The organism is Deinococcus arcticus, assembly GCF_003028415.1.
Taxonomy (GTDB): Bacteria; Deinococcota; Deinococci; order Deinococcales; family Deinococcaceae; genus Deinococcus; species Deinococcus arcticus.
The window spans coordinates 190,612-207,516 of sequence record NZ_PYSV01000004.1 but is presented as its reverse complement, the minus strand read 5'-3'; the positions used below and the strand labels follow the sequence as shown (position 1 = coordinate 207,516).

General features: G+C 69.1%; 8 protein-coding genes. All 8 read left to right on the top strand.

Annotated features, from left to right (window positions below):
• The first annotated feature begins 67 nt into the window (after positions 1–67).
• Complete coding sequence (locus tag C8263_RS06085; RefSeq protein WP_107137220.1) at positions 68–595, top strand: N-acetyltransferase; 528 nt, start codon at positions 68–70, stop codon at positions 593–595.
• A 50-nt stretch (positions 596–645) separates the two neighbouring features.
• A complete protein-coding gene (locus C8263_RS06080; RefSeq protein WP_233218671.1) occupies positions 646–2,325 on the top strand; it encodes a hypothetical protein in 1,680 nt (559 codons plus the stop codon).
• Positions 2,326–2,412: 87 nt separating this feature from the next.
• Positions 2,413–3,597: a glutamine-hydrolyzing carbamoyl-phosphate synthase small subunit gene (carA, locus tag C8263_RS06075; protein ID WP_107137219.1), complete on the top strand. Its 1,185-nt coding sequence runs from the start codon at positions 2,413–2,415 to the stop codon at positions 3,595–3,597.
• Positions 3,598–3,936: 339 nt separating this feature from the next.
• On the top strand, positions 3,937–4,281 hold the full coding sequence (locus tag C8263_RS06070) for a hypothetical protein (RefSeq protein WP_107137218.1): 345 nt from the start codon (positions 3,937–3,939) through the stop codon (positions 4,279–4,281).
• Between the two features lie 31 nt (positions 4,282–4,312).
• Positions 4,313–6,307 carry a DUF11 domain-containing protein gene (locus C8263_RS06065; RefSeq protein ID WP_107137217.1) on the top strand — a complete coding sequence of 665 codons (1,995 nt, stop codon included), beginning with the start codon at positions 4,313–4,315 and terminating at the stop codon, positions 6,305–6,307.
• A gap of 147 nt (positions 6,308–6,454) precedes the next feature.
• Positions 6,455–9,376 carry a DUF7933 domain-containing protein gene (locus C8263_RS06060; protein ID WP_199188325.1) on the top strand — a complete coding sequence of 974 codons (2,922 nt, stop codon included), beginning with the start codon at positions 6,455–6,457 and terminating at the stop codon, positions 9,374–9,376.
• The gene (locus tag C8263_RS06055) at positions 9,377–14,224 is read left to right on the top strand and encodes an autotransporter outer membrane beta-barrel domain-containing protein (RefSeq protein WP_107137215.1); all 4,848 of its coding nucleotides are present in this window, start codon (positions 9,377–9,379) and stop codon (positions 14,222–14,224) included.
• Positions 14,224–16,884, top strand: a complete 2,661-nt coding sequence (locus tag C8263_RS06050) for a DUF11 domain-containing protein (protein ID WP_107137214.1) — start codon at positions 14,224–14,226, stop codon at positions 16,882–16,884. Before C8263_RS06055 ends, C8263_RS06050 begins: the two co-directional genes overlap by 1 nt.
• The last annotated feature ends 21 nt before the right edge of the window (positions 16,885–16,905 follow it).

The window sequence follows — 16,905 nt, the reverse complement described above, 5'->3', positions numbered from 1 at the left end:
TGTGGGTTGTAGGGGTTTTTCCACAGCCCACACCCCACACCCCACTTCCGGCCCCGCAGGGGCCCCTATGACCCTCGCCCTCGATTCCATCGCCGTTCCCGACCTGCACCCGGACGCCCCGCTGCATCCGCGCAAGGCGAAGCTCTCGGACATAGAGGCCATTCACGAACTCATCGGGTACTGGGCGGCGCGGGGGCTGATGCTGGTGCGCTCGCGCGCCCTGCTGGCCGAGACCATCCGGGACTTTCATCTGGTCATGGCAGAGCCCTGCGGGGACAAACCCGGCGGGCTGGCCGGGGTGTGCGGCCTGCACCTGCTGGCCCCCGATCTGGCCGAGGTGCGTGGCCTGGCCATTCACCCCCATATGCAGGGCCGTGGCCTGGGCAAGCAACTGGTGGAAGCCTGCGAGGCCGAAGCGCGCGCCATGGATCTGCCGGCGCTGTTTGCCTGGACCTACCAGCAGGGCTTTTTCGAGAAGTGCGGTTTTGTCCGAATTGACAAGACGAACCTGCATCCCAAGGTCTGGTCCGAGTGCCAGCGCTGCGCCTTTTTCGAGAACTGCAACGAGATCGCCATGTTCAGGGCGCTGTCGTGAGGCAGCATCTGCGGCCTGTCGCTGACCGCAGGCCAGCTACCATGAGCAGTGTGAACCGAACCCTGACCCCCCTGGCCCTGACCACCCTGACCCTGGCACTGGCCGGCGCCGCCAGCGCCCAGAACCAGACGGCCCAGAAGCCGCTGAGCACCTCGCTGCCCGCCGGCGCCCTGCTGACCCTGGAAACAAAGAACGCCGCCCCGGCCCTGCAGCGCCTGGGCGGGGTGATGGGCCGCGTGCTGGAAGCCGCTGAACTGGGCGAGGACGGCCCGGGTGAGATGGCGGGTGGCCTGCAGGCCATCGCCGCCGACCTGCTGGGCCGTGAGGGTGTGGCGGGTGTGTTCGCCGTGCAGAAGCCGGGCGGCACCTTTACCCCGGAACTGCTGGCGGTGGCCCGCGCGGGCGAACTCTCGCGTGAGATGCTGTCCAGCGGCAAGAAGCCCGGCGCCCGGGTGGGCAACTTCACCTTCTCGCGCGACGGGGACGTGTTCATGGGTCAGGGCGGGGGGCTGCTGTACGTCTCCACAGACAAGAACCTGCTCATGTCGTACCTGGGGCGCCTGAGCGGCAAGGCGGCGCCCACCCTGGCGGCCTCGGCGCCGTACGCGGCGGCCACGCGCGCAGCTGGCACCAACGAATTCGGGCTGTATGCCAACTTCTCGGCCACGGCCAAGGTCATTCGCTCGCAGCTGTCGCAGGTGTTCCTGCCCCGGCTGCTGTCGCCTGTGGTGGACGCCATTGACACCCTAGGGCAACTGGCAGGCGGCTTCACGACCACCGCCAGCGGCCTGACCACTTCCTCGGCCCAGGTGGTGAACCCCGAGGGCAAGGACGCCCCGCTGCGCCGCATTCTGACCGCCACCACCGACTTCGGCGTGCAGGACATCCTGCCGGCAAATGTGGAGGCCGTGCAGGCCAGCGCCTGCGCCCCCGAATCCGGCGCGTACCTGGGCCGCTGGCTCACCCGCATCGACCTATTTGAACCCTTTGGCTTCCTCACCGACAGCCAGCTGGCCAGCCACCTGGAGCGTTCGGGCGCGTACCTGGGCACCGAGTGCGCCCAGGTGACCCTGGCGGGCGGCACCAAGGCCAGCCTGAACCAGAATGACCCCCTGGCCAGCCTGCGCTACGGGGTGGGTTACCAGCGGGTGACGGATCAGGCGGCGGCCGAGGCCCATCTGCCTGAATATGCCCGCAGCGTGAACGAGGCGATTCAGGGCGTGCGCGCCACCCTGAAGGGCAGCGTGGACCGCGCCATGAAGGGCATGGTGTCGCCCGAGGACATGGCAGAGCTGGGGGCCGCCGGCATGGCCAGCATGATGGCGGTCGACGAGAGCCTGGAACAGGTGGACCGGCTGCTGGCCGGCATGAAGATGGTCTACGGCTTCCGGGACGGCTACCTGGTGACCGCCTGGAGCGACGAGGCCCTGCGCGCGGCGCTGGCCGAGGGGAGCGGCGGCGCGACCCTGGCCCAGAGTGCAGGCTTCCGGGCGGCCAACCTCAGCGGCAACGCCGGCTTCAATTTCACCCCCGACCTGCCGGCCCTGAGCGGCCAGGACCTGCTGGCCAGCCTGCCGGCCGAGATGCAGGACGAGGAACTGGCCGAACTCATGGCCCCGGCCATGAACGCGGCGGCCGACCTTATCAACCGCTTTGACGGCATGAGCTCACAGCGCAGCGTGACCGGGAATGTCATCATCGGCAAGGCGAGCGTGCGCTACCGCTGGTAAACCCCGCATGCGGGGCAGGGGCCAGGAGGGACCGCGCGGCGCCCGGCCATGAAACGCGTCCAGCGAGGCGCGAATGGAGGGACACACATGATCAGAAAAGAGCGGGCCATCCTGGCCCTGGAAGACGGCACCGTATACCGGGGCTACGCCTTCGGGCACCGGGGCGAAACCGTGGGCGAGGTGGTGTTCAACACCTCCATGACCGGCTACCAGGAGATCATGACCGATCCCTCGTACAACGGGCAGATCGTGACCATCACCTACCCGCATGTGGGCAATTACGGCGTGGCGATCTACGACATGGAGAGCAACAAGCCCTACGTGCGCGGCTTTATCTCGCGCGAATTCAGTGGCGAGTACTCCAACCACCGCGCCCAGCAGTCGCTCGAAGCCTTTATGCAGCAGTACGGGGTCGTGTCCATTCAGGGCATTGACACCCGCGCGCTGGTGCGGCGGCTGCGCACGGGTGGGGTGGTCAAGGGTGTGATTGCCCACCGCTCCTACACCCACCCGGAAGATGCGTACGGCGAGTTCACGCCCGCCGAGGAACAGGTGTACGTGCAGCGCGCCCGCGACCACCAGGACATTGACGGGCACGACATGACCCGTGAAGTGACCACCGCCCTGCCCTACGCCTTTCCCACCCTGCGGCACGGCAAGCGCGTGGTCCTGATGGACTTCGGGATCAAGCACACCATCATCGAGCGGCTGGCCGAGGTGGGCATTGAGCCCATCGTGGTGCCGGCCCACACCACACCGGCGCAGATCATGGCGCTGCAGCCGCACGGCCTGTTTCTGAGCAATGGCCCCGGTGACCCAGCCCCGCTGGAATATGCCCACAAGACCGCCTGGGAACTCATGGGCCTGCTGCCCACCTTCGGCATCTGCCTGGGCCACCAGATTCTGGGGTTGGCCGCAGGAGGTCAGACCTTCAAGATGAAGTTCGGGCACCGGGGCGGCAACCAGCCCGTGAAGAATCTATTAACAGGAAATGTGGAGATCACCTCGCAGAACCACGGCTACGCGGTGGACCTGGATTCGATTCCCAACGGGGCCTTTGTGGCCACCCATATCAACCTGAACGACGGCACGCTGGAAGGCATGGCGCACGCGCGCTACCCGGTGTTTTCGGTGCAGTACCACCCCGAGGCCAGCCCGGGTCCGCACGACAGCCGCTACCTGTTTGACCGTTTCATTGAAGAGATTGACGCCTTTGATGGGGGCACTGGTACCCCCATTGCCAAAGCGCTTCCTGGCCGACTTGGGGTTTGACAACCCCAGGGCAGCCCGGGATGATACGGGTGGACCTGCGGAGTGAGAAACTTCATAGTGACACCTGAGTCAGTGATGAAGTTGTCAGTCATTTGAAGCCTCTCTTGCGCAGCCGTCCACCGGGACCTGCCCGCCGACCAACAACCTAATTTCTGAAGCGATGATTTACCTGGCGCAGACGGGCGCTTATGCCAGGTGAGGAGCAAGTGGCGCGACCGACAGAACGCGGAGTGATCCGTAGGCTGTCGGTCAACTTTTTGCTTTCGGAGGTGTGTTATCCGCATTCTGCCGCTCAGACTTCTTCTGGCCGCCGCCGCCCAGCGCAGCGCCGGCACAGGCGTGTCGTTCAGCCTGACCCAGAACCTGGTGCGGCGCAGCGTGACGGCCAGCGGCAAGACCACTGGCACCCTGGTGCAGAGCCCCAAAACCGTGCAGCCCGGTGACGTGCTGAGCGGGCGGGTCACCCTGCGCCACGTTCTGGGCCGCCCCCTGCGGGGCGTGCTGGCCAACGCGCCAGAACCCAGGGGCACCACCGACAGCACCCGCGCGCCCGTGCAGGCCAGCGTGGGTGGCAAGACCTTGAGCGCCGCCTCGCCCACCAGCACCACCAACGTGAACTGGACTGTGCAGACCCTCGCCCCGGACGAAACGCGGAAGCCGGGCTTCCGCGTGAAAGTCAACTAGCTTCGCCCCCTGCCCCCCGGAGGAGACCCACATGAAGAGATCCTGGACCATCTGCACCCTGCTGGCCGCACTGGCCGCCGGCACCGCCTCCGCCGCCGGCACGCCTGCGGGCACTGTGATCACCAACACGGCCGAGATCGTGTTCACGCCTGAAGGCGGCACGACGCCCAACCCCCCCATTCCCTCCAACCCGGTCACCACGACCGTGCTGCCGGTGCCCAGCTTTACCATCACCCCCAACGACGGCAGCCCCGACCGCACGGTGCCGGACTACACCCGTCCCGGCCAGACCGCCACGGCGCGGCCCGGCGACACCGTGAGCTTTGCCTACACGCTGACCAACACCGGCAACGTGCCGAACGAAGCCTACGACCTGACCAACACCCCCGACCCCGCCGGCACGGTGAAGACCCCGGATAACATCCGCTTCTACGCTGCCAGCGCCGACACCAACAGCGACAACACGCTGAGCGACGCCGAAATCGCCGCCGCCACCGCCATCACCTCCATCTCGGGCGTGGCGATGGACCAGAGCGTGAAGTTCTTCCAGGTGTACACGGTGCCCACGGCCGCCGCCAACACCGACCGCTACGGCGCCGACCCCACCGGCAACCGCCGCGACAACCCGGCGTTCAACAACGACCCCAGCGTGCCGCGTGACGCCAACAACTCGAACGTTACCGCCGTGGCCCGCAACGACTCGGCGCTCATCGGGCCGCGCAACGACCCGGACGGCAACGGCAACCCCGTGACCCCACCCTACACCAGCCCCGAAGGGCTGACCATTACGCCCAGCGCCAACGACACACAGACCGCGCAGGCGATTGCCACCACCACGGCCATCACCTTCACGAACACCGTGCAGAACACCGGCAACCGCCCCGACGTGCTGGACATCACCACCAGCCTCGCGGGCTTCCCGGCGGGCGCGACCGTGACGCTGCTGAGGCCCGACGGCACCCCGCTGCCCGACACCGACAGCGACGGCACCCCCGACGTGGGCAGCGTGGCCCCCGGCGCCACCGCCGACCTGCTGGTGCGCGTGACCTTCCCGGCCGGCGGCGCTCCCACCGCGCCCACCACGGCGCCCACGGTCACGGTGATCACCACCTCCAGCAACGACCCCAGCAAGAGCGACACCACCCGCGACATCGTGAACCTGCCGGGCCTGTCCTTCGGCAACCCCACGCCCACCCCGGGCGGCAACCCCGGCACCCCCGGCACCCCCGAAACGGGCCAGCCCGGCAACCCCGGTTCGCCGGTGATTCCGCCCAGCGTGTGCACCAGCACCACGGCGCCCACCCGCACCAGCATTGCCATGGAAATTGCCAACCTGGGCAGCGCCACCGACACCTTCGACGTGAGCGGCACCGCGCCCATCCGTCTGGTGGACGGCAGCACCGTGACGGTGAATGTGGCGTACTTCCGCGACAACAACGGCAACAAGGTGTTCGACGCGGGTGACGCCGCCCTGACCGATACCAACGGCAACGGCGTGGCCGACACCGGTCCGCTGGCCCCCGGCGCCGAACTGAAGCTGGTGGCCGTGGTGGACGTGCCCTGCGCCGCCAGCGCCCAGGTCATCACCCTGACCCAGCGCGCCACCTCGCCCTCCACCGGTGTGTCGGTGCCCGACACCAACGACACGGTCGTGGTGGGCAAGACCCCGGTGGGCGCCCCCACCAAGAGCGTGGACAAGGCCGAAGCCAGGCCCGGCGAGCGCCTGACCTACACGATCATCGGCAAGAACACCTCCAACGCCAACGTGACCAAGGCATTTATCCGCGACACGCTGCCTGCGAACACCAAGTTCGTGAGCTTCACCGCCACCAGCACGGCCGCTGGCACGGTGCTGTACTCCACCAACGGCACGAGCTGGAGCGCCGCCGCCATCACGGCGCCCCAGAACGACGGCGTGACGGTGTACGCGGGCGTGGACACCAACGGCAACGGCACCATTGACACCGGCGACATCCTGGCCCCCGGCCAGACCATCACCGGCACCTTCGTTGTCGAAGTGAAGTAAGCCTGAATCCGGGCGCACGCGGGAGCAAGGCCTGCGTGCGCCCCCTCCCCCTGGGGGAGCCCCGACCGCTTTCTTTTTCCGCTCCCCCTGAGACCCCCAACACGAGATTGTTTTCTTTCCCCACCCCTTTTTGCTCTGGGAGGCAACGTGCGCAAAAACCCTTCGGTGCTCAAGACGCTCGCGGCGCTGGCGCTGACCCTGCTCAGCCCGGCGTTCGCGGCCGGCACGCCCGCCGGAACGGTGATTGAAAACCAGGCCACCCTGGAATTCACCCCGGAAGGCGGCCCCCCCACCTCGATTCCCACCCCGCCGGTCACCACCGTGGTGCAGCCGATCTGCGCGGTCAGTGTGGTGCCCAGCGGCACCGTGGCCCAGCCGGGGCAGAGCTTTAGCCTGTTACCCGGCGAGAGCGCGACCCTGCGTTACACCCTGACGAATGCGGGCAACGCCGCCAACACGGTGAACCTGCGCGCCGCCGTGGAGGCCGCCTCGCAGTTCACGCCCGGCGGCCTGGCCATCCGTGCCGACAGCAACGGCAACGGCGTGCTGGACGACAGCGACGCGGCGGTGCAGAGCGTGACCCTGGCCGCTGACGCCAGCGCCACGCTGTTTGTGCCCGCCACCACGGCGGCCAGCAACCGGGGCGACGCCTTTGTGAACCTGATCGCCAGTTGCGCCACGAACGCCTCCGGGCGCCCCGGCGAGACCGATGACGACAACGTGGGCCGTATCCGCGTGGGCGAGCCGCCCGAGCTGACGCTGACCAAGACCTTCAGCCCGGTGAACCCCATTTTCACCCAGAGCCTGAAGCCCCAGGCCGTGGGGACCCTGCCCGAACTGCGCCCTGGCCAGGAAACCGACGTGATTCTGACCGCGCGCAACACCGGCGCCGGCGCCTCGCGCCCGGTCACGATCACGGACTTCCTGAACACGCCCGATATGCGCGACTTCGTGTTCATCAGCGGCAGCGCGCGTGTGCAGGGCAGCGGGGTGCTGGAATACAGCGCCGACGGCACAGCCTGGACCGGCACGGAAACCAGCCCGGTGGCCGCCATTCGCGTGCGCACCGAGAGTCTGGCCCCCGGCGCGACCCTCACCCTGAGCTTCCGCCTGCGCGCTCCGGCCGACGCCACCGGCACCCGGCGCAACGTGGGCCTGCTGCGCAGCGGTGACATTGCCGTGGACGCCCCGGCCGACGTGGTCCTGCGCTACACCCCGGCCATTGCTCTGGGCCCCATCAGCAACCCGCAGGCCCTGCCGGGCGGCGAGCTGAGCGAGGACGACAAGCAGACCAAGCAGGTGGCCCTGATTGGCCAGGAGGTGTGCTTCCCCCACACTGTGCAGAACCTGGGTGACCGCCCCGATACCATCACGGTCACCGGGCGCGCCGCGCGCGGACAGGCCACCATCCGCTTTACCGAGCGCGACGGCACGCCGATCACTGAGCCCTTCCGGGTGCCCGAGCTGGCCCCGCAGGCCACCAAGGATTTCAACGCCTGTTACCTGATTCGCAGCGGCAGTGTCAGCTCTGCGCTGGAAGAACTGCGCATTGAGCTGCGCGCCCAGAGCAGCCGGGGCGCGCCCGACAACCTGACGGTTGACGTGGTGCTGAGCGTGGCCCAGAACCTGCTGAGCCCGGTCAAGACCGGCAGCGCGGGCAGCGGTCTGGTGGCCCCGGGCCAGGAGATCACCTACACCCTGAGCTTTACCAACGCCCAGAGCTTTGCGCTGACGGGTGTGGTGATCCGCGACAACCTGCGCAACCTGCGCATTCTGGATGCGGGCGGCAACCTCATCCGCACCGACGCGCTGGAATTCATCAGCGCGGACCAGGGCGGGGTGCTTGAAGGCGACACCGTGGTGTGGCGCTTTACCCGCCTGAACCCCGGCGAGGCCGTGACCCTGACCCTGCGTGCCCGCGTGCCCCAGAGCACGCCCGACGGCGCCCTGGCCGTGAACACCTTCACGGTGGTCAGCGCCGAGGTACCCGAGCCCACCGAGTCCAACCCCGTGCAAAACGGTGTGTTCAACCAGGCCAACCTGAGCATGGTCAAGACCAGCAGCCCCGACCGCGTGGCCTACGGACAGACCATCACCTACACCTTCACGGTGACCAACCGCAGCGCAACAGCCGCCCTGCAGACCATCCGCGTGCAGGACACCCTGCCGGCGGGCCTGGTGTACATCGAGGGCAGCAGCCGCCTGAACGGCACGCCGATTGTGCCCACGGTCACGGGCCGCACCTATGTCTGGGAGATTCCGGGCCTGGCCCCCGGTGCCAGCGCCGTGATCACTTTCGACGCCGAGGTGACGCCGGAGGCCGGCACCCAGATCCGCAACAGCGCCATCGCCACGGCCATCAGCAACAACGGCCAGACCCAGACGCCGGTGAGCAGCGCCGTGAACACCATTGACCCCCTGATCTTCGGGCGCACCACCGCCGACGTGGTGGGCTACGTGTTCCTGGACACCAACCGCAACGGCATCTACGACCGGGGCACCGACATTCCCTACCAGAACGCCCGGGTGATCCTGGCCGGCGGGCGGATTGCACTGACCGACGCCCAGGGCCGCTACCACTTCCGCAACCTCGTGGAGGGCACCCACGCCCTGCGCCTGGACCCCAACTCGGTGTGGGCGCAGAACCTCTCGGTGCCGCAGGATGCGGGCCGCCCTGGCAGCCGCCTGGTGTACGTGCGCAGCCTCACCAGTGTGGATTTCCCGCTGGCCCCGGACTACGGCGAGATTGCCGTGATCCGCGACACCACCCTGCGCGTGGCTGCTGGCCTGCCGCTGCAGACCCCCCAGACCCTGACCATCCGCAAGCAGGTGTTTGCGGGCGAGGTGGCCGGCGAGTACCGCGTGCAGCTGATTCTGAGCAGCAGCGCCGACCTGAGCGCGGTGCGCGTGGATGACCCGCTGCCAGCCGGCGCCGAGCTGATTGACGGCCAGAACGTCCTGACCTACGACACCCTGCCGGGGGGCGAGCGAGCGGTGACCTACCGCTTCCGCTGGACCGGCGACCCCAAAGGCGCCGTGACCGACCCGACGGCGAGCTGGAGGTACTGAGTGAAACGCGCCATCACCACCCTGACGGCGGCCCTCCTCGGCTCGGCCGCAGCGCAGGAAATTGCCACTTCTCTTCCCCTGACCTCGGTGGGCAACAAGCTCATGTGGACGGTGGGCGACCAGGACCTGCGCCTGATCGTGGGGGTCAGCTCCCGCGTGCAGCTGGACGTCTACGGCGCCCAGTTCGACCCCACCGACTACCGCACCCCCGACCAGTACGGCGACGAGAATTACGACACCGCTGCCCCCAAGGCCCCGGTCAGCTCCACCTTTACCCTGGTGAACGCCGACGGCGTGGTCGTCAAGCAGCAGGACTTCGGCGTGGGCGCCCAGGACTGGCAGACCTTCCTGAACAGTGACCTGCCGGCCGGCACCTACACCCTGAAGGTGCGCACCCAGGGCAACGGCAAGAACACCTTCGCCTTCCGCCTCACCTCGGTGAGCGCGGCGGTGGAGGCCGACCACCTGAATGTCACCATCCGCAGCAACGACTGGGTGCCGGCCCTGAACGTGTACAACCCCGGCGGCGCCATGGGCATCCGCCTGTACGACGGCGACGGCGAGGGCGAGCTGCAGGGCGAGCTGCGTGACGCCCAGGGCAACGCCTACCCGGTGAAAATCAGCGGCGAGCTGCAGTGGACCGATGTGGCTGTGCCTGAAACGCCCGGCAACTACACCCTGTACCTGCGCCAGCCCCAGAAGACCTACCAGTGGTCGAACTCGGTGGGCTTTGAGCTGAGCACCGGGCCCATCAAGATCGTCACGGCCGATACCACGGGCCGCCTGGAAATTCAGGCCGAACTGGTGCTGCCGGACGAGACGCTGCCCACCCAGGCCACCGTGACCGTGGGCGAGCAGGCCTACAACGTGAACGGCGCCGCTGGCCCCTTCACCCTCCCCGCCAGGGAATACCCCGTCAGCGCCGAGCCGATCACCGGCGCCGAGGTGACGGTGAGCGCCCCCAGCGCCACGGTGGTCAAGGGCCAGACGGCGCGCGTGGCCGTGCAGGTCAGGCCCAGCGTGGACCTGAGCTTCACCGCCGACAAGCCCGAAGTGTGCGTGGGCGACGTGGTGACCTTCACGGCCCGGGCCCAGACGGCCTTTGAGCGCCAGCCCCTGCCCGCGAACCTGCGCGTGACTCTGCCGGCCGGCTTTACCGCTGGCGGCGAGACCACCGCCACTGCGCGGGTGGACGCGGCCAACCCCGGCGTCCTGACCTTTGAGGCCAAGGCCGAGGCGGCCGGCGGCGGCGAGGCCCGCGCCACCCTGGCGCCCTGGAACCAGACGCAGACCCTGGGCGTGCGCGTGCTGCCCACCGCCACCCAGATTGAGCTGCGCCGCGCCGAGCTGAGCCCCACCCTGGCCGGTGAAACGGTGACAGTCACGCTGAGCCTGAAAAACACCTCTTCGGTGCCTGCCCCCTACACCCTGAACGACGACCCCGGCGCTGCTCTGGAGGCCCTGGACCCCACCACCTTCAGCGGCGAACTGGCCCCCGGTGAGGAAAAGGTCCTGACCTACCGCGCCCGCGTGAAGGGGGACGGCGGCAGCGAAGGCCAGCTGAAAGCCACCCTGAGCAGCAGCTGCGAGAGCCAGCAGGTGGTGGGCGGCGTGCTGCGGGTGCAGACCCCGCCTGCCCCGGCCCCCACCCCGGTGGTCACCCAGACCCGCCAGAGCACGGTGCGCATTCCCTTCGACGTGCCCAGCACGCGCGGCGCCACCCAGGTGATCGTGGCGCACCAGCCGCCGGCGGGCAGCAGCTATGTCCCCGGCAGCAGCCAGCTCAGTGGCCGCCCCCTGGCCGACCCGCAGGTGGGCCCCAGCGGCAAGTTCTACTGGACCACCCCCGGCGCGCCGCGCGGCGTGCTGACCTACACCGTCACCCACGAGGGCGCCCTGCCCGCGCTGGAGAGCCCCACCCTGGTGGGCAAGGCCGCGGGCGACCGTCTGACCGTGCTGGTGGGCGACGGCAACCTCGACGATCTGGGGGGCCTGCGCCCCGCCGTGGACACCCAGGCCGCCGCCACCGAGAACGACGGCGCCCTGAAACTGCCGCTGGACGGCACGGTGTTCCGCGAGCGCGACCGCATCACCGTGGCGCTGGAAAGCCCCGCCGACAGCACGGCCCTGCCGCTGGTGAACGGCGTGCCGGTGGACCCCGCTACCCTGGGCCGCAAGAGCGTGGACGCCGAGCGCGGCACCCAGCGCCAGGAGTTCTACGGCATAGGGCTGCGCACCGGCGAAAACACCATCACCTTCGGGGACCAGACGGTGCGCGTGTTCCTGGCCGGCACCCCGGTGAACGCCGAACTGAAGGCCGAGCAGCTGGTGGCCGACGGCGTGACCCCGCTGCGCATTGGCATTCGCCTGCTGGACGCTTCGGGCCTGACCACCGCCAGCAGCAATGTGACGGTGCAGACCAGCCTGGAGCCCGCCCAGGGGGACGCGCAGCCCCGCACCGCCAGCTATCAGGTGAAACTGGTGGACGGCGAGGGCGTGCTGGAACTCGAACCCCAGAGCGTGCCCGGCCGCTTTGACGTGAGCGTGCGCCTGGGCGACCGGGTGATCACCAAGGCCTTTGAAGCCCTGCCCAGCACCACCCGCGTGGGCATCGGCATGGTGAGCGCCGGCGTGCTGTTGGGGGGCGGCGGTGTGGCGGCCGGCGAGGCGCGCGGCGCCGCGTACCTGGAAACCCCGATTGGCGAGGGCAAGCTGTATGTGGCCGCCAACGGCGCCGTGGTGGCCGACCGCACCGCGGCCGGGCAAACCACCGTGCGCCAGGACCCAGCCCACGCCCTGCCCACCACCAGCACCCTGGAGCGCTACCCCAACTACGGCGACAGCAGCACCGAAACCATGCCGCTGCAGGGTATTGACCCGGTGGCCGCCCGCTACGAGCACCCCGCCTTCAGCGTGAGTTACCGCCAGGCCCCGGTACCGGTGGACGTGTTTAACCTGGGCATCAACGCCACCACCCTCAGCGGCTTTACCCGCAGCAACCCGCAGGTCTCGGGCTTTGTGGCGGCGCTGCCGGGCGACCTGGTGCGCCGGACCCTGGCCCCCAACGGCCTGCGCACCCTGCCGCTGGGCCAGAGCAACTTGCAGCGCGACAGCGAGAGCGTGGAACTCGTCAGCATCAACCCGCTCACCGGGGCCGAGGAACTCGTGCGGCCCCTGGTGCGCCTGCAGGACTACACCCTGGACGCGGCGGCGGGCGTGCTGTACTTCCAGCGCCCGCTGGACCTGGTGGACGCAGAGGGCCGCGAACTGCGCGTGCGCCTGAGCTACCGCCTGAACGATCCCCTGGGCGCGCGCAAGCTGGCCTGGGGCGTGCAGGTGGGCGCCCGCGTGGGCGAGAACGCCCGCATTGGCGCCGCCGCCGTGAGCGTGGACGGCGTCACCAGCGTCGGCGTGCGGGCGCGCTACGCCACCGACAGCGCCCGCGCAGATCTGCTGGCGGCCTACTCGGGCGGGGGCGTGCTGGTGAACGGCAGCGCCAGCCTGAGTGGCGAGCGCTTCAGCGTGAGCGCCTCGGCGCACTACCAGGACAGCAGTTACCGGGGCCCCAACGCGGTCGCGCCCGGCCTGGGCGTGAGTGCGGACGCCACCTATGAACTCACCGACCGCTTTGCTGTGAACGCCCGCGCGGCCTACACCCGCACCCCGGGCACCGGCAGCGCGCCCGAGACGGCCACCGGTCACGCCGATCTGCGCGGGCTGTACTCGTTCTCGCCCTTCACCGTGGGCGCGGGCGTGCGCGTGGGCCTGGGCGCCGAGCAGGGCGTGGCCGGCATTCTGAGTGCGGGCTATACCCAGGGCGCCCTGAATGTGACCGCCGAGCACGTGCAGCCGTTCAGTGGAAATGTGGACCCCACCACCACCCTCAAGGCCAGCGTACCCCTGGGCGAGAACCTTACCCTGACGGCGCGCGACGAGATCAACTGGGAAGATGGCCACCGCGCTAGCCTGGGCCTGCAGGCCAAGATGGGCCTGACCAACGTGGCCGTGAACTACGACCTGCCCGGCGCCGACGGCTGGGGCAACCGCGCCCGCTTTGGCGTGGACACCCAGCTGCCCCTGAACGACACCACGTCTGTGGGCGTCAGCGGCAGCTACATCCTGGATCTGGACGGCGACGCCCAGAACGAGGGTGGCTGGAACGCGGGCGTGGCCCTGCGCTACAAGACCGAGCGCCTGAGCGCTGCCCTGGCTGCCGACGCCGCCAATACCGCCGGCAACTTCAGCGTGGGCCTGAAGGCCGGGGCCAGCTACAGCGTGAACGACCAGCTGACCCTGGCCGCCGACGCCCACCAGATTTTTGGGGCAGGCGCCGGCAGCCACTACGCGGCCTCGGCGGCGCTGCGCGCAGGGCCCTGGCAGGGGCTGGCGTACCTGCGCTACAAGGACGGTGCGCTCTCGGGCGGCACCCCCGAGGTCATTGGTGAGGTGAACGCCGAGTACCACACCCCGCAGTTCGCCCTGCGCGGCGGCCTGGCCGGGCGCAGCCTGCTGGCCCAGACCGGCAGCGCCACCTACCAGGCGTCGCTGAGCGGTACCTACTACGTCACCGACCGCCTGGGTCTGGGGCTGGCGGGGCGCGCCTTGTTCCAGCCGGCCACGAATTCCACCCTGACCAGCGTGGGCCTGGAAGCCAGTTACCGCGCCCTGCCGGGCACCTGGGTCACGCTGGGCTACAACCCGGTGGGCTTCAGCGGCATCGGCACGAATATCTACACCCGCCAGGGCCTGTACCTGCGCCTGGATCTGATGCTGGACGACAACCAGCAAAGTGGCGTGAATCTCGCCCCCCCGGCCGAGGCCGCGCCCACCACCGAGGAGGGCCGCTGATGCCCCTGCACACCTGGACTCGCGCCCTGCGGGGCGTTCTGGCCCTGGGCCTGCTGGGCAGCAGCGCCGCCCTGGCCCAGGTCACAGCGACCACGACCACCACCCCTGCCCCCGGCACCTGCACCGCCAGCGCGCCCTTCGTGCAGAGTTTTAACACCCGCGCCGCGCTGGCCGAGGTGAAAAACCACCGCTATATCAATGACGGCGACACCGACGACAGCGACGACGCCGGCACCGTGACCAACACCGACGGTACCTATACCCTCTGGGACGACATCAACCGCTCAGGCACGGGCTTTGCGCTGTACATGAACATTGCCAACTTTGAGGGCAAGAACGGCGGCACCCTGAGCACCCCGGGCCTGCTGTACGAGCAGCGCATCAATGTGCCGGCGGGCGCCAGCCTCAGCTACGAAAACTGGGTGCGCAGCCACTCCAACACCGCCACCCAGCTGCGCTACGTGTTCCGGGACAGCAGCGGCGCGGTGCTGCAGCAGACTGGCGGCGCCCTGGTGACCACCGGCTACACCCTGCAGACGGTGCCCACCTTCACCAGCCCCGGCACCCAGGTCACCCTGCAGATCTACACCCTGAAAGACGGCACGAGTGCGGACACCAACGTGCTGAAGCTGGACGATCTGAAGCTGACCTGCCCGGTGCCCGCCCGCCCGGCCCTGACGATCACCAAGAGCAACAACGGCCCCTGGGTGGCGGGCCAGAGCGGCGCGAGCTACACCCTGACCGTGCAGAACACCGGCAATGCCCCCACCAGTGGCGCCGTGACCGTGCGGGACCTGCTGCCCACGGGCGTGAGCACGCCTGCCTCCTTTACTCCGGCCAGCGGCTGGACCTGCACGACCAGTGGTCAGAACGTGACCTGCACGAGCACCGCTGTCCTGGCGGCGGGCGCCAGCGTCAGCCTGCCCTTCCCGGTGACCCTGGCCGGCACCCTGTCCGGCTCTATTACCAATAAAGCCAGCGTGGGCGGCGGCGGCGACCCCGACCCCACCCCTGACCCGGGCACGTGCACGGCCACCGGCGGCCAGTGCGCGGTCTCCACCACCACGGTCACCCCGCCCACGGCGCAGCCCACTTGCCAGCAGGTCTACGCCCTGGCTGCCCCCGGCAGCAGCACCGACGGCACCGAAATCCGGCTGCTGGACGTGACCACCAACACGGTGGGCACCCTGATTGCTACCCTGCCCAGCGGCGGCACCTCGGCCACGCTGGCGATCTCGGCGGATGCCAAGCGCTTCTTTACCGCCACCGATGACGGACGCCTGCGCGTGTACGACACCGTGACCAGAACGTGGTTCAGCGGCGGCGTGTTCAGCGGCATTTCCGGGCGTCTGGTGCGCATGGCCGTGACCAGCACCGGCATCGGCTACGCCATGGATTCGGGCGCCAACTTCTGGCGCTTCGAGACCAGCGGCGCCTACGCGGTCACCCCGCTGGGTCAGGTCACCTCCAGCAGCAGCGGCGCGCCCAGCTTCCTGGACAACGGCGACTTCTTTGCCGACAACACCGGCAAGCTGTACATGGTGAGTGCGGCCACCGGCTCGGGCTCTATTGACCTGTGGCTGATTACCCCGGGCGCCCCGGTGAGCGCCGAGTACCTGGGCCGCCTGAGCAACCCTTCGGAAGGCTCGCAGTTCAACGGCATTGCCGCCAGTCCCAGCGGCATCTACGCCCGCGACAACCTGGGCCGGCTGGTGAAGATTGACCTCGTGAACGTGACCTACACCAGCGTGGGCACCAGCACGCCCGGCTCCACCGACCTCGCCAGCTGCTTCTTCCCCGCCTTTGCGCCCAAACTGGACGTGCTCAAGAGCGTGCGCAAGGTCTCGGGCAGCAGCGGTGACAAGGTGCAGCCCGGCGACACCCTGGAATACACGGTGACGGTGCGCAACAGCGGCAACCTCCCGGCCGGTGGCGTGACCTTCAGTGACGCCCTGCCCGCGGGCACGACCTACGTGGCCGGCAGCGCCCGGGTGAACGGCTTTGCCACCACCGTGACCGGCGGCGCGCCCACCAATCTGGGCGGGGCGGCCTACCCCTTCGCGCAGCCCGTGGGCATCTGCAGCCAGAGTGGCAGCGCCTGCACCACCCAGGTGCTGAAGATTGACGCCACCCCGAATACCCTGGACAACGAGGCGGTCGTGACCTTCCGCGTGACCGTGAACCGGCCCTTTCCCCTGAACCCGGCCGAGGTGCGGAACATCGCACTGGTGCGCTACGCAGAGGGGCCGCAGGGCGGCGTGCCCTCCAACGAGGTGGTCACGCCCGTGTATCAGGTGCGCCTGAGCGTGACCAAGACCGTGCAGAACATCACCCGGGGCGGCCCGGTGGGCACCAGCTCCAGCGGCAACCCCGGTGACGTGCTGGAATACTGCATCGCCACCCGCAACGACGGCAACCTGAACGCCACGAACATCGTGTTTTCCGACAGCGTGCCGGCCAACACCGCCTTCCGGGTGGGGGCCTACGGCGCCGGGCAGGACATCCGGGTGAGCAGCCCCGCCGGCACTGCGTTCTACACGGCCGCCGCCGACGGTGACCCCGGCCTGCTCAGCGGCGGCAAGGTGAGCGTGAACGGTGGCAGCTTCGTGCTGGCCCCCACCCAGACCGTCACCTTCTGCTTCCGGGCCACCATTCAGTAACTCCAGCCCCTCACAGATCCG